This window comes from Enterobacter genomosp. O (assembly GCF_001022965.1).
GTDB classification, from domain to species: domain Bacteria; phylum Pseudomonadota; class Gammaproteobacteria; order Enterobacterales; family Enterobacteriaceae; genus Enterobacter; species Enterobacter cloacae_L.
Genome location: NZ_LECZ01000027.1, coordinates 535834 through 549397, shown reverse-complemented (window position 1 = coordinate 549397; position 13564 = coordinate 535834). Strand labels below are relative to the sequence as shown.

9 protein-coding genes and 1 pseudogene are annotated in these 13564 nt (G+C 58.5%); 3 read left to right on the top strand and 7 right to left on the bottom strand.

What is annotated here, in order from left to right; translation table 11 throughout:
- The first annotated feature begins 1 nt into the window (after position 1).
- Entirely contained in the window at positions 2 to 1789 is a 1788-nt protein-coding gene (locus tag ABR39_RS21325) for an aryl-sulfate sulfotransferase (RefSeq protein ID WP_047348611.1), read from the top strand.
- Between the two features lie 47 nt (positions 1790 to 1836).
- Here ABR39_RS21325 and ABR39_RS21320 read toward each other — a convergent pair whose 3' ends face one another.
- Together ABR39_RS21320 and ABR39_RS21315 are read right to left on the bottom strand one after the other, a co-directional pair.
- On the bottom strand, positions 1837 to 2868 hold the full coding sequence (locus ABR39_RS21320) for a methionine synthase (protein WP_047348610.1): 1032 nt from the start codon (positions 2866 to 2868) through the stop codon (positions 1837 to 1839).
- Positions 2869 to 2891: 23 nt separating this feature from the next.
- Positions 2892 to 3866: a DUF1852 domain-containing protein gene (locus ABR39_RS21315; protein ID WP_047348609.1), complete on the bottom strand. Its 975-nt coding sequence runs from the start codon at positions 3864 to 3866 to the stop codon at positions 2892 to 2894.
- 354 nt (positions 3867 to 4220) lie between these two features.
- On the opposite strand from ABR39_RS21315, the gene ABR39_RS21310 reads away from it, so the two are divergent.
- Positions 4221 to 4760 carry a DUF2058 domain-containing protein gene (locus ABR39_RS21310; RefSeq protein WP_023327414.1) on the top strand — a complete coding sequence of 180 codons (540 nt, stop codon included), beginning with the start codon at positions 4221 to 4223 and terminating at the stop codon, positions 4758 to 4760.
- A gap of 7 nt (positions 4761 to 4767) precedes the next feature.
- Here the strand turns inward: ABR39_RS21310 and ABR39_RS21305 are convergent, their stop codons facing one another.
- Together ABR39_RS21305 and azoR are read right to left on the bottom strand one after the other, a co-directional pair.
- Positions 4768 to 5454 (bottom strand): RluA family pseudouridine synthase, encoded by a 687-nt coding sequence (locus ABR39_RS21305; RefSeq protein WP_047348608.1) that lies wholly within the window; start codon positions 5452 to 5454, stop codon positions 4768 to 4770.
- 90 nt (positions 5455 to 5544) lie between these two features.
- The gene (azoR, locus tag ABR39_RS21300) at positions 5545 to 6150 is read right to left on the bottom strand and encodes an FMN-dependent NADH-azoreductase (protein WP_008502313.1); all 606 of its coding nucleotides are present in this window, start codon (positions 6148 to 6150) and stop codon (positions 5545 to 5547) included.
- A gap of 205 nt (positions 6151 to 6355) precedes the next feature.
- Between azoR and hrpA the strand changes: the two genes are divergently transcribed.
- Positions 6356 to 10255, top strand: a complete 3900-nt coding sequence (hrpA, locus tag ABR39_RS21295; protein ID WP_047348607.1) for an ATP-dependent RNA helicase HrpA — start codon at positions 6356 to 6358, stop codon at positions 10253 to 10255.
- A gap of 70 nt (positions 10256 to 10325) precedes the next feature.
- Here hrpA and ABR39_RS21290 read toward each other — a convergent pair.
- The 3 genes and pseudogenes from ABR39_RS21290 to ABR39_RS21280 all read right to left on the bottom strand — a co-directional run bounded on the left by ABR39_RS21290 (position 10326) and on the right by ABR39_RS21280 (position 13542).
- A pseudogene (locus ABR39_RS21290) lies at positions 10326 to 10985 on the bottom strand (O-methyltransferase).
- A 98-nt stretch (positions 10986 to 11083) separates the two neighbouring features.
- The gene (locus ABR39_RS21285) at positions 11084 to 12463 is read right to left on the bottom strand and encodes an efflux transporter outer membrane subunit (RefSeq protein ID WP_047348606.1); all 1380 of its coding nucleotides are present in this window, start codon (positions 12461 to 12463) and stop codon (positions 11084 to 11086) included.
- Positions 12460 to 13542 (bottom strand): HlyD family secretion protein, encoded by a 1083-nt coding sequence (locus tag ABR39_RS21280; protein WP_047348605.1) that lies wholly within the window; start codon positions 13540 to 13542, stop codon positions 12460 to 12462. The genes ABR39_RS21285 and ABR39_RS21280 overlap by 4 nt, the downstream gene beginning before the upstream one ends.
- Positions 13543 to 13564: the final 22 nt, after the last annotated feature.

Genomic DNA, 13564 nt, shown 5'->3' with positions numbered 1-13564 from the left:
CATGGGACATCCTTCCGTCTTTCCCACCGGCGCAACGCTGTACGATCCGGCGCGCGCCTGGAGCGGCTATACGCTTTTTCAGGCCACTGAACACGGTGCCGTACTGGTGGACATGAACGGCACGGTAGTGCGGGAATGGCCGGAGCTGCACGGCTTTCCGAACAAGATCTTGCCCGGTGGGGCTATCCTCGGACACAGCGGCGAACGCGACCCGCGCTACGGAATGCAGGACATGCTTGACCTGATTCAGGTGGACTGGGAGGGGAACGTCACCTGGAAATTTGACCGCTACGAAAAAATCGGCGATCCGGGCCACGAGCCGCGCTGGATGGCGAGGGCGCATCATGACTATCAGCGCGCGGGCAATCCGGTTGGCTATTATGCGCCGGGTCTGGAGCCGCAGGTCGACGGGGGCAATACGCTGATCCTCGCCCATACCAATCTGGTCAACGAGGCAATTTCAGACAAGCTCCTGCTGGATGACACCATCATCGAAGTCGACTGGCAGGGTAACGTGGTGTGGGAGTGGCGCTGCAGCGACCATTTCCACGAGCTGGGCTTCGACGACGCGGCGAAAACCGCGCTTTACAATAACCCGAACATGCGCGCCAGCGGCGGCGGAATGGGCGACTGGATGCATATCAACTCGATGTCGGCGCTCGGGCCGAACAGATGGTATGACGCAGGAGATGAACGCTTCCATCCCGACAACATTATCTGGGATGCACGAGAGTCGAACATCATCGCCATTATTGATAAGCGTAGCGGACGCATCGTCTGGCAGCTGGGGCCCGATTACAGCAAGCCGGAGCTTAAACACATCGGCTGGATTATCGGCCAGCATCACGCCCATATGATCCCCCACGGCCTGCCCGGGGCGGGTAATATCCTTATCTTTGACAACGGCGGCTGGGCCGGGTACGGCGCGCCAAATCCGGCCTCGGCGGACGGCGTGAAAAACGCCTGGCGAGATTATTCGCGGATCCTGGAAATCAACCCCGTCACGCTGGACATCGAGTGGCGCTACTCGCCGTACGAGGCAAACTTGCCCCAGCCGACCGATTCCTACCGATTCTACAGCCCTTACATCAGCAATATGCAGCGCCTGGAGAACGGCAATACCTTGATTAACGAAGGATCAAACGGACGGATCTTCGAGGTGACGCGGGATCATGAAATCGTCTGGGAGTATATCTCTCCCTGGTGGGGAAAAACGCTGAACAACAATATGGTGTACCGCGCGTACCGCATTCCCTACGCCTGGATCCCGCAGCTTGGCCAGCCGGTTGAGACGCCAATTGAGCCGGTGGACGTGCGAACGCTGCGACAGCCGGGTGCGGCTGCTGCGGGCCCGGCGCAAAGCGTGGTTCGGGTCGCCGGGGTGCAGCCCTACAGTAAAGGTGCCGATGCGCTGTGCGTCGCGACGGATAACGATACGCTTCTCCGCAGTCCGAAACTGTTCCGCGTGGCGGAGAGCCGGTTCAGGCCGGTTCAGGATGAAAGCGAGCTGGAACAGGAGGGGACGGTGCTGCTGTTTGTCGGCGCAGAACGCTGCGTACACTGCCGAAAACTCTGGCATATTCTGGCTCAGGAGGCGGTCATCCCGCTGACCGATCGGCTTGATACGCGCTATCTCGACGCTGACCTGAACCCGGCGCTGTCCACCCGCCTCGGCGTGCGCGGCCTGCCTGCGCTGCTGGCGCTCAGGGGAGGGAATGAGATATCGCGGGCACCAGCGCATCTGACTTCAGAAAGCGTGCACGGCTGGCTGAGAGATCTTTCTGCATGACGGCTCTCCGGGCGAGGCCGTTTACGCCTAACCCGGAAACCGGACGGTTATTTCGCCAGGATCTCCTGTCTGACGATCTCCGCGCCCGCGCTTAAGGCTCTCAGCTTGCCGTTAGCAACCTCGCGGGAGAGGGGAGCCATGCCGCAGTTGGTTGACGGATACAGTTTGTCGGCGTCGACAAACTGCAGCGCTTTACGCAGCGTATCGGCCACTTCCTCCGGCGTTTCGACGGCGTTGGTTGCCACGTCGATCGCGCCGACCATTACTTTTTTACCGCGGATCAGCTCCAGCAGATCCATCGGCACGCGGGAGTTGTGGCACTCCAGGGAGATGATGTCGATGTTAGAGGTCTGCAGCTTAGGGAAGGCCTCTTCATACTGGCGCCATTCTGAGCCGAGCGTCTTTTTCCAGTCCGTATTGGCCTTGATGCCGTATCCGTAGCAGATGTGTACCGCGGTTTCGCATTTCAGCCCTTCGATGGCGCGCTCCAGCGCGGCGATGCCCCAGTCGTTCACTTCGTCAAAGAAGACGTTAAACGCCGGCTCATCAAACTGGATAATATCGACGCCTGCGGCCTCTAATTCTCTCGCTTCCTGATTGAGGATTTTAGCGAATTCCCAGGCCAGCTTTTCGCGGCTTTTATAGTGCGCGTCGCAAAGGGTGTCGATCATGGTCATCGGCCCCGGCAGAGCCCATTTAATCGGCTTATCCGTAAGCTGGCGCAGGTATTTTGCATCGTCCACGAAGACCGGTTTCTGCCTTGCGACGGCAGAGACCACGGTCGGCACGCTGGCGTCGTAGCGGTTACGAATGCGCACCGTCTGGCGGTTCTCAAAATCCACGCCGCTCAGGTGTTCAATAAAGGTGGTGACGAAGTGCTGGCGGGTCTGTTCCCCGTCGCTGACGATATCGATACCCGCACGGATCTGCTCATCCAGGGACAGGCGCAGCGCATCCTGTTTACCCGCCAGCAATTCCCGATCCTGTAATTTCCAGGGGGACCAGAGCGTTTCAGGTTGTGCTAGCCAGGTTGGCTTCGGCAGGCTGCCAGCGGTAGAAGTCGGGAGCAATGTTTTCATAATAAAAGACCTTTTTTGATGTATTAAAGCGTGTAGTTATTAGACCACTGCTCAAGAATGTGTTTGTAAGGCTTGATGAAGTACTCTTCGGTAAATCGGCCCTGTTCAATCGCCAGGCGGCTTCGCTCTTCACGGTCATACACAATTTTTGTGAATGAGTGATCCTGCTGGTTCAGATCCGGTCGATAGCACAGCCCCGCCGCCGAGTTAGCGTTATAAATCTCCGGGCGATAGATTTTCTGGAAGGTTTCCATCGTGCTGATGGTGCCGATCAGTTCGAGATCGGTGTAATCACTCAGTAAATCTCCGGTGAAGAAGAACGCGAAAGGCGCCACGCTGTTCTCCGGCATGAAATAGCGCACGCTCAGGCCCATCTTCGCGAAGTACTGTTCCGTTAAGGATTCGCCCTCCGGCTGATACTCAATCCCGAGAATAGGATGCTGATTGCCCGTGCGGCGGTAGGTATCCTTGCTGGAAACGCTCAGGCAGATAACCGGCGCTTTTCTGAAGTTTTCTTTGTATTCAGGTGACTTCACAAAGTGGCGGAAAATATTGCCGTGCAGTTCGCCGAACTTTTCCGGAATGCTGAAGTGCTGCTGGTTCTTGTTGTGCTCCAGCAGCAGCACGCTGAAATCGTAATCCCGCACGTAAGACGAGAAGTTATTCCCGACGATACCGGGAATACGCAGGTTGTTTTTTTTGTCGACAATATAGGTTTGCAGTATCTCGATGGCCGGGAACGGTTTTTCCGCGCCAATGTTCAGGTCGACTGAAATAATTTCAAGCTCAACCGCGTAGCGATCGGCGTTTGGGTTATCCCAGCGCGCCAGGGCGTTAAAGCGGTTGTTGATCATCACCAGCGTATTGCGCAGGTTTTCCTGACGCTTTTCCCCGCGCGCCAGGTTGGCAAAGTTGGTGGTCGTACGCGTATTTTCTGACGGGTTGTAATTCTCATCGAAGCAACTGCGCTTAAGGGTATATGTGAAAGCTTTGCTCATTGTGGTTATGCATCCTAAGTTCATGTTGCTAAGAAGTTACCGATGCATAATTTATGCCTGAGCCCGCGGCGCAGGGGAAGTGACTTAATTTCACTGCAACATGAGGGAAGTTCATGAAGTGTAATGCTCGAGGTATTGCTGCCTTTCTTGCCGGGTGGCGCTGCGCTTACCCGGCCTACGATTCAGCGTCGTTTGTAGGCCCGTGCAAGCACAGCGCCGCCGGGCGAAGATGGTGATATGTCTGCGATATGCACGTTGCCGTCGTCGTTAAACGGCTGTAGGGGGGTAGGGATTTTTTATTTCCGTTCAATTCCCGCTATAATCCCCAAAATTTCCAACCGGTTTAGAAAGATCATGACAAAACTCACCTTACAAGAGCAGATGCTGAAAGCGGGCCTGGTCAGCAGCAAAAAGGCGGCGAAGGTTCAGCGCACGGCAAAGAAATCACGCGTTCAGGCACGTGAAGCTCGGGAAGCGGTAGAAGAGAATAAGAAAGCGCAGATCGAGCGCGACAAGCTGCTGAGCGAGCAGCAGAAGCAGGCCGTGCTGGCGAAAGAGTTTAAGGCGCAGGTGAAGCAGTTGATTGAGATGAACCGCATCACCGTTTCAAGGGGCAACATCACCTTTAACTTCACCGACGGTAATCTGATCAAAAAAATCGAGGTCGATAAGCAAACCCAGGCTCAGCTGATCAACGGCCGTCTGGCGATTGCCCGCCTGGTCATCAACGCCAGCGGCGACTGTGAATACGCGATTATCCCGGCGGTGGTGGCGGACAAAATTGCCCAGCGCGATGCTGACAGCATCGTATTAAACAGCGCGCTTAGCCAGGAAGAGCAGGATGAAGACGATCCGTACGCGGACTTCAAAATCCCGGACGATTTAATGTGGTAAATCCCCTTCAGAACGGGGCGGCGTGACGGGCGTTAACCGGATCTCCGCTCACGGGATGAATAAAATTCAACTCGCTGGCATGCAGCATCAGCCGGGGCGCGTCTTCCGTTCCCGGCGCTTCAAGACCGCCATACAGATCGCAACCCAGAATCGGGTGTCCCAGCTGCTGGCAGTGAATACGCAGCTGATGGGTTCGCCCGGTCTCCGGGGTAAGCATCACCCGCGTTAACGGCAGATCTGCACCCTGATAAAACCGCTCCAAGACCCGGTAGCGGGAGCGAGCCGGCTTTCCGCTGATGGCGCAGATCGACATCAGCGGAAACAGCGCCGGATCTTTAGCAATCGGCGCGTCTATGATTCCCTCATCGTTTTTCAGATGTCCGCAAAGCAGGGCGCTATAGCCTTTCTCCACGCTGCGCTGGCTGAACTGCTGGCATAGCGCGGCGTTGATGGTCTTATTGCGCGAAACCACCATCAGCCCGGACGTGCCGAAATCCAGACGATGCACCAGCGTGCAGCCGGGGAAGGTCTGGACCAGACGATAGTGGACGGAATCGCGGTTTTGCGGATTTTTGCCCGAGAGGCTGAGCAGGCCGGAAGGCTTATTGATGAGCAGCAGATGTTCATCCTGCCAGAGGATCTCAATGTCGTCGTGACACGGTGGGGCAATAAAAGAATCAATAATCGCAGACATCAGGCCGCCCGGCTGGAAAGTGGGAGCGGATGATAACGAAATGCGGGGGAAAATAAAAACCCTCCCACCGGGCGGTGAGAGGGCGAAGTCTTATGCTGCTACCAGGCTGTCGATGGCGGCTTTCGCGTCGGTCTGCGCTTTAGTCGCCACTTCTGGACCATAAGCGATGCCTTCCGCGAACACGAAGTTCACGTCAGTGATGCCGATGAAGCCCAGGAACAGGCTCAGGTACGGTGCAACCAGGTCGGTTGGGGTATCTTTATGGATACCGCCGCGGCTGGTCAGCACGATAGCGCGTTTGCCTTTTACCAGACCTTCAGGACCGTTCTCGGTGTAACGGAAGGTTACGCCAGCGCGAGCCACCAGGTCGAAGTAGTTCTTCAGCTGGGTAGGGATGTTGAAGTTGTACATTGGGGCGTTGATCACGATAACGTCGTGAGCCTGCAGCTCAGCAATCAGCTCGTCGGACAGGGCCAGGGCTTCCTGCTGACGCGGGCTCAGCGGTGCATCGCTTGGACGCAGCGCGCCAACCAGCTCGCCATCCAGCACAGGAATCGGGTTTGCAGCCAGGTCACGCACGGTGATTTCGTCAGCAGAATGCTGTTCACGCCACTGTTCAACGAAGTAATCAGACAGCTGACCAGACTGAGAGTAACCTGCCAGAATACTGGATTTCAAAACTAATACTTTGCTCATGGGTGATTCCTGTTGTTGCATTTGATTGAAGGGGGTTGCCCCGTTGCTTGTTGACACTCTATTCACAATCCTGCCACAGAGATAGCGCAATATATCGAAGCCTATGTTCGAATTTTTTGAATAAGGCGCGAAAGGCGTCAATGTGGTACTCTATAGCAATCATTAAAAAGAGAGTTTATCAGGGCGTGTACTGCCCTTTAACGCTATGACAGAACAACAAAAATTAACCTTCCCGATGCTCCTGCAACAGCTTGATTCTCTGACGCTGCGCGATAAACAGCGCTTTGCCCGCCGTCTGCACGGCGTGAAGAAGGTTAAAAATCCTGATGCTCAACAGGCCATTTACCAGGAGATGGCGAAAGAGATTGAACAGGCGGCAGGGAAAGTTGTGCTGCGCGAAGCCGCGCGTCCGGCGATTACCTACCCGGAAAACCTGCCCGTCAGCCAGAAGAAACAGGACATCCTCGAGGCCGTGCGCGACCACCAGGTGGTGATTGTCGCGGGTGAAACCGGTTCGGGGAAAACCACCCAATTGCCGAAAATCTGTATGGAGCTCGGCCGCGGGATCAAAGGGCTGATTGGCCACACCCAGCCGCGTCGTCTGGCGGCGCGTACCGTCGCAAACCGTATTGCCGAAGAGCTGCAAACGGAGCCGGGCGGCTGCATCGGTTACAAGGTGCGATTCAGCGATCGCGTTAGCGATAACACGATGGTCAAGCTGATGACCGACGGTATTCTGCTGGCGGAAATTCAGCAGGATCGCCTGCTGATGCAGTATGACACCATCATCATTGATGAAGCGCACGAGCGCAGCCTGAACATCGACTTCCTGCTCGGCTACCTGAAAGAGCTGCTGCCGCGTCGTCCGGATCTGAAAATCATCATCACCTCCGCGACCATCGACCCTGAACGCTTCTCGAAGCATTTCAACAATGCGCCGATTATCGAGGTGTCAGGCCGCACGTATCCCGTGGAGGTGCGCTATCGCCCGATTGTTGAAGAGGCGGATGATACCGAGCGCGACCAGCTGCAGGCCATTTTTGATGCCGTTGACGAGCTGGGCAACGAAAGCGCGGGCGACATACTTATCTTCATGAGCGGCGAGCGCGAAATCCGCGATACCGCCGACGCGCTCAGCAAGCGCGACCTGCGCCACACCGAAATTCTGCCGCTGTATGCCCGTCTGTCGAATAGCGAGCAAAACCGCGTCTTTCAGCCGCACGGCGGGCGTCGCATCGTGCTGGCGACCAACGTGGCGGAAACCTCGCTGACCGTGCCGGGGATCAAATACGTTATCGACCCGGGCACCGCGCGCATCAGCCGCTACAGCTACCGCACCAAGGTCCAGCGCCTGCCGATTGAGCCGGTCTCCCAGGCATCCGCCAACCAGCGTAAGGGCCGCTGCGGCCGCGTGTCGGAAGGGATCTGTATTCGCCTCTATTCCGAAGACGATTTTCTGTCGCGCCCGGAGTTTACCGACCCGGAAATTCTGCGCACCAACCTGGCGTCCGTTATCCTGCAGATGACCGCCCTGGGGCTGGGCGACATCGCGGCATTTCCGTTCGTGGAAGCGCCGGACAAACGCAACATTCAGGACGGCGTACGTCTGCTGGAAGAGCTCGGGGCGATTACCACCGACGAGCAGGCGACGGTCTATAAGCTGACGCCGCTGGGCCGCCAGCTCAGCCAGCTGCCGGTCGACCCGCGCCTGGCGCGTATGGTGCTGGAAGCGCAAAAGCACGGCTGCGTGCGCGAGGCGATGATCATCACCTCGGCGCTCTCCATTCAGGACCCGCGCGAGCGTCCGATGGACAAACAGCAGGCGTCTGACGAAAAACACCGTCGCTTCCACGACAAAGAGTCCGATTTCCTCGCCTTCGTGAACCTGTGGAACTACCTCGGCGAGCAGCAGAAAGCGCTCTCCTCGAATCAGTTCCGCCGCCAGTGCCGCGTGGATTTCCTCAACTACCTGCGCGTGCGCGAATGGCAGGATATCTACACCCAGCTACGCCAGGTGGTGAAAGAGCTGGGGATCCCGGTCAACAGCGAGCCGGCGGAGTACCGCGAAGTGCATATCGCACTCCTGACCGGCCTGCTGTCCCACATTGGGATGAAGGACGCAGAGAAGCAGGAGTATACCGGCGCGCGCAACGCCCGTTTCTCCATCTTCCCCGGTTCCGGCTTATTTAAGAAGCCGCCGAAATGGACCATGGTCGCGGAGCTGGTGGAAACCAGCCGCCTGTGGGGACGCATTGCCGCGCGTATCGATCCGGAGTGGGTTGAGCCTGTGGCGCAGCACCTGCTGAAGCGCTCGTACAGCGAGCCGCACTGGGAGCGCGCGCAGGGCGCGGTGATGGCCACCGAGAAAGTGACGGTTTACGGCCTGCCGGTGGTGGCCGCGCGTAAGGTGAACTATAGCCAGATCGATCCGGCGCTGAGCCGCGAGCTGTTTATCCGCCATGCGCTGGTGGAGGGCGACTGGCAGACGCGTCACGTCTTCTTCCGCGAAAACCTGAAGCTGCGCGCCGAAGTGGAAGAGCTTGAGCACAAGTCCCGCCGCCGCGACATTCTGGTGGACGACGAGGCGCTGTTTGAGTTTTACGACCAGCGCATCAGCCACGAAGCGATCTCCGCCCGCCACTTTGACAGCTGGTGGAAGAAGGCCAGCAAAGAGACGCCGGACCTGCTCAACTTCGAAAAGAGCATGCTGATTAAAGAGGGGGCGGAGTCGGTCAGCAAGCTCGACTACCCGAACTTCTGGCATCAGGGCAACCTCAAGCTGCGTTTGACCTATCAGTTTGAGCCGGGGGCCGACGCGGACGGCGTGACCGTTCACATTCCGCTGCCGCTGCTAAACCAGGTGGATGAGAGCGGGTTTGAGTGGCAGATCCCAGGCCTGCGCCGCGAGCTGGTGATTGCGCTGATCAAATCCCTGCCGAAACCGGTGCGCCGTAACTTTGTTCCCGCGCCGAACTATGCGGAAGCCTTTTTAGGCCGCGTCACGCCGCTGGAGCTGCCGCTGCTGGATGCGCTGGAGCGCGAGTTCCGCCGCATGACCGGCACCACCATCGACCGCGACGACTGGAACTGGGATCAGGTGCCCGATCATCTGAAAATCAGCTTCCGCGTGGTGGACGATAAAAACAAAAAGCTGCTGGAAGGGCGTTCTCTGAGCGAGCTGAAGGAGGCGCTGAAAGGCAAAGTCCAGGAGACGCTCTCTGCGGTGGCGGACGACGGCATCGAGCAGAGCGGGCTGCACATCTGGAGCTTTGGTCAGCTTCCGGAAAGCTACGAGCAAAAGCGCGGTAACTATAAGGTCAAAGCCTGGCCGGCGCTGGTGGATGAGCGCGACAGCGTGGCGATCAGGCTGTTTGATAACCCGCAGGAACAGCAGCAGATGATGTGGCGCGGGCTGCGTCGCCTGCTGCTGCTGAACATTCCGTCGCCGATTAAGTATCTGCACGAGAAGCTGCCGAACAAAGCCAAGCTGGGGCTGTACTTTAACCCGTACGGCAAAGTGCTGGATCTGATTGACGACTGTATCTCCTGCGGCGTGGACAAACTCATTCACGAGGCGGGCGGCCCGGTCTGGACGGAAGAGGGCTTTGCACAACTTCATGAAAAGGTGCGCGCGGAGCTGAACGATACCGTGGTAGAGATTGCCAAACAGGTTGAGCAGATCCTCACCGCCGTGTTCAATATCAACAAGCGCCTGAAAGGGCGCGTGGATATGACCATGGCGCTGGGGCTGTCGGACGTGAAGGCGCAGATGGCGGGGCTGGTGTACCGCGGCTTTGTCACCGGCAACGGCTTCAACCGTCTCGGCGATACGCTGCGCTATCTGCAGGCGATTGAAAAACGTCTGGAGAAGATGGCCATCGACCCACACCGCGATCGCGCGCAGATGCTGAAAGTGGAAAGCGTGCAGCAGGCGTGGCAGCAGTGGCTCAACAAGCTGCCGCCAGCGCGCCGCGACGAAGACGTTCAGGCGATCCGCTGGATGATCGAGGAGCTGCGCGTCAGCTTCTTCGCCCAGCAGCTCGGTACGCCGTATCCGATTTCGGATAAGCGTATCCTGCAGGCGATGGAGCAGATTTCTGGTTAAATCCCTTGCCCGGTTTTCTCCCTCTCCCTGTGGGAGAGGGCCGGGGTGAGGGCATCTGGCCGCACAATTTTCACCTGTTCACCATTGCCAGCGTAAACCCATCCCACCCCTTAACCCCCACCGTTTGCAGCGCGGTGGCGGTTAAACGCGGGTTATCCCCAATCATCTCGATAAACCGACGCACGCCCTGCACGCGCGCGTCGTCGCTTTGCCCGTTTACCACTTCGCCCTCGCGCACCACGTTATCGCCGATGATCAACGTTCCAGGACGGGAGTAGTGCAGCGCCCACTCCAGATAGCCGGGATTGTTTGGCTTATCGGCATCAATAAAGATCAGGTCGAACGGCGGAACGTCACCGAAATTCTCAAGAGAGTTCAGGGCCGGACCTTCAATCAGTTCAATACGCTCGTTTAGCCCCGCGAGGTGGATATTCTTGCGCGCAACCTCGGCATGCGTGGGATCGGCTTACAGCGTGATCAGCTTTCCGTCAGGCGGCAGCGCGCGGGCCATCCAGATGGAGCTGTAAGCACCCAGCGTACCGATCTCCAGAACGCGCCGCGCCTGCGTCATACGCACGAACAGCGCCAGCAGCTGCCCCTGATTGGCCGCTACATCGTGTTCGGGCAGCCCGGCGCGCTTGTTGTTGTCCAGGACCTGACTCAGCACGTCATCTTCAGGAATAAGCGAAGAAATCATGAAATTATCGACTGCGGACCACTGTTGTTGCATAGATTGTCTCCTGAGGGGCATCGCCGGGTGGCGCTTCGCTTACCCGGCCTACGGGGCGAAATGCAGGCCCGGTAAGCGAAGCGCCACCGGGCAGGTTTTCAGGCACTGGCCCAGCCGCCGCCCAGCGCTTTATACAAATCAATTTGCGCCAGCAGCAGGTTATTTTTCACCTGCACGACGCTGGTCTGGACCGAGAACAGCGTGCGCTGCGCGTCCAGCACGTCCAGGTATGAGGAATAGCCGTTGCGATAGCGATTCTGCGCAATGCGCAGGGTCTCCTGGGCCACATCCTGCTGGGCAAGCAGCTCCGTCAGCTGTTCCTGATAGCGCGTAATCGCATCAAGGCTGTTGTTCACTTCGGCAAACGCGTTCCGCACGGTTTTCTCATAGGCGTACAGCGCCTGGTTACGCTGGGACTGAGAAATATCCACCTGCGCATTGAGCGCCTGACGGTTAAGGAGCGGAGCAAGAATACTTCCCCCTGCGCTCCAGAGCTGAAGCGGGTTGTCCAGCAGACCTGAAAGGGTACGATCCTGAATCGATCCGGTTGCGGTCAGGTTGATCGACGGCAGCAGGCTGGCGCGCGACGCGGCAAGCGAGGCATCCGCCGCCACCAGCTGTCGCTCGGCCTGAACGATATCTGGCCGGCGATTCAGAAGCGTAGAAGGCAGCTGCGACGGCAGCTTCAGCGGCGTCAGCGCCGCAAAGCTTTCGCTGCGCGCCACGTCGCCAGGGTTGCTTCCCAGCAGGAGGCTCAGGGCATTCTCCTGCTGTGCGATCTGGTGCTGCAGCACCGGAACCTGCGCCCGGGTTGAGCGGAGTTCGGAATCCGATTGCATCAGCTCCAGGCGCGAGCTGTAGCCCGTCTCAAACTGACGCTTCGCGAGGTTAAATGCCTCTTCGCGCGATTTCAGCGTGGACTGGGTCACGCGCAGCTGTTCGTCAAGCGAAAGCAGAGTGACATACCCGGATGCCACGGACGAGGCGACGGTTAAATCCGCGGCGGCGGCGGCGGCTTTTTGCGCCTCCAGCGAGGCTTCGGCAGCGCGCGAGGTGCTGCGGTTGACGCCCCAGATATCAACGTCATAGCTCGCCGTCAGGCTTCCTCTGTACAGCGTGCCGTAGACCGGCAGCCCGGTTGCGGCGGATTGCGAACGGGCGCGCGTCCCCGTTACGCCCGCGTCGAGAGAGGGGAACAGGCTGCCGTCTGCCGCAAAGACCCGCGCCTGATACTCGTTTATCCGTTCGCGGGCGATCAGGACATCGCTGTTATGACCCAGCGCCTGGTCCACGTAGCGGTTCAGGTTGTTGTCATGAAAATTGCGCCACCAGAGCTGCTCCGTCGGGCTGGCAGGGCCTGAGGCGGTGCGCCACTGCGTGGGGATCTGCAGCGTCGGCTGCGCCGGTTTGACATCGACGGACTGGCATCCCGCCAGCATGACCGCCACCACCAGCGCGGCTATCGGGCGAAGGGTCATTGCTTCGCCTCCCGCGTATCAATGGTCACCTGCACCGACATGCCCGGACGCAGCAGCGCGGACGCCTCTGGCTTGCCGAGCACTTCGATACGCACCGGAATACGCTGGGCGATTTTGACAAAGTTCCCGGTGGCGTTATCCGGCGTGATGGCGCTGAATTCAACGCCGGTTGCCGGAGAGATGCTCTCCACGCGGCCCTGATACGCTTTGTTATTGAGGGCATCGACGGTGAATTTCACCGGCTGACCGACGCGCAGCTCCGCGAGCTGGGTCTCTTTAATATTGGCGATCACCCAGTGCTGCGGCGGCACAAGGGTGGTGAGATGGGTCCCGGCGGTCACATACGCCCCGAGACGAACGGCAATCTGGCCGAGCTGACCGTCGCGCGGGGCCACAATACGCGTGTTTTGCAGGTCGATCTGCGCCAGCTCCAGCGCCGCTTTGGCGTTTTCTACATCCGCTTCCAGCGCACCGCGGTTCACAATCACCGTCTGCAGATCCTGACGCGACATCTCGAGCGCGGCTTTCGCCTGGTCGATATCCGCGCTGCCCTGGGCGGCGCTGGCCAGCGCCGCGTCGCGCTCGCGAATGGAGAGCGAGCCGTCAGACGTCAGCTCTTTCACCCGCTTTAAATCCGCCTGGGTTTTCAGGCTCTGGGCGCGGGCGTTTTTCAGCGCGGCGTCATTTTTGGCGATGACGGCTTCAGCGCTTTTACGCTGCTGCAGGTTGTTGTTCAGGGCGGCAATTTTCATCGCCAGCTGCGCCTCGGCCTGATGCACCCGCTGACGATAGATACGGTCATCAATCTGCAGCAGCAGGTCGCCTTTTTTGACCTGCACAAAGTCCTGAACATTCACCTCAGTGATGTAACCATTGACCTGCGGACTGATAAACGTCGTCTGACCGCGCACGTAAGCGTTGTCGGTAAACTGCGCGTGACGGGTGAACGGCGGGAGCTGCCACGCGTAAAGGATCGCCAGTACGCCGACAATACCGATGGCAGCGGCGGTGAAAACGGAAACAATGCGCACATTTTTGCGGGTGTTGGCCTGCTCTTTAGCGGCATCCTGCTGACTCATAAACTCTCCAGAAATATTTCAA

Excerpts from the sequence above, each read along its gene's own strand:
- ABR39_RS21315 (WP_047348609.1), bottom strand. The coding sequence starts at position 3,866 with ATGAGCAAAGCTTTCACATATACCCTTAAGCGCAGTTGCTTCGATGAG.
- ABR39_RS21280 (WP_047348605.1), bottom strand. The coding sequence starts at position 13,542 with ATGAGTCAGCAGGATGCCGCTAAAGAGCAGGCCAACACCCGCAAAAAT.
- ABR39_RS21320 (WP_047348610.1), bottom strand. The coding sequence starts at position 2,868 with ATGAAAACATTGCTCCCGACTTCTACCGCTGGCAGCCTGCCGAAGCCA.
- ABR39_RS21285 (WP_047348606.1), bottom strand. The coding sequence starts at position 12,463 with ATGACCCTTCGCCCGATAGCCGCGCTGGTGGTGGCGGTCATGCTGGCG.
- ABR39_RS21325 (WP_047348611.1), top strand. The coding sequence starts at position 2 with ATGGGACATCCTTCCGTCTTTCCCACCGGCGCAACGCTGTACGATCCG.
- ABR39_RS21305 (WP_047348608.1), bottom strand. The coding sequence starts at position 5,454 with ATGTCTGCGATTATTGATTCTTTTATTGCCCCACCGTGTCACGACGAC.
- azoR (WP_008502313.1), bottom strand. The coding sequence starts at position 6,150 with ATGAGCAAAGTATTAGTTTTGAAATCCAGTATTCTGGCAGGTTACTCT.
- ABR39_RS21310 (WP_023327414.1), top strand. The coding sequence starts at position 4,221 with ATGACAAAACTCACCTTACAAGAGCAGATGCTGAAAGCGGGCCTGGTC.
- hrpA (WP_047348607.1), top strand. The coding sequence starts at position 6,356 with ATGACAGAACAACAAAAATTAACCTTCCCGATGCTCCTGCAACAGCTT.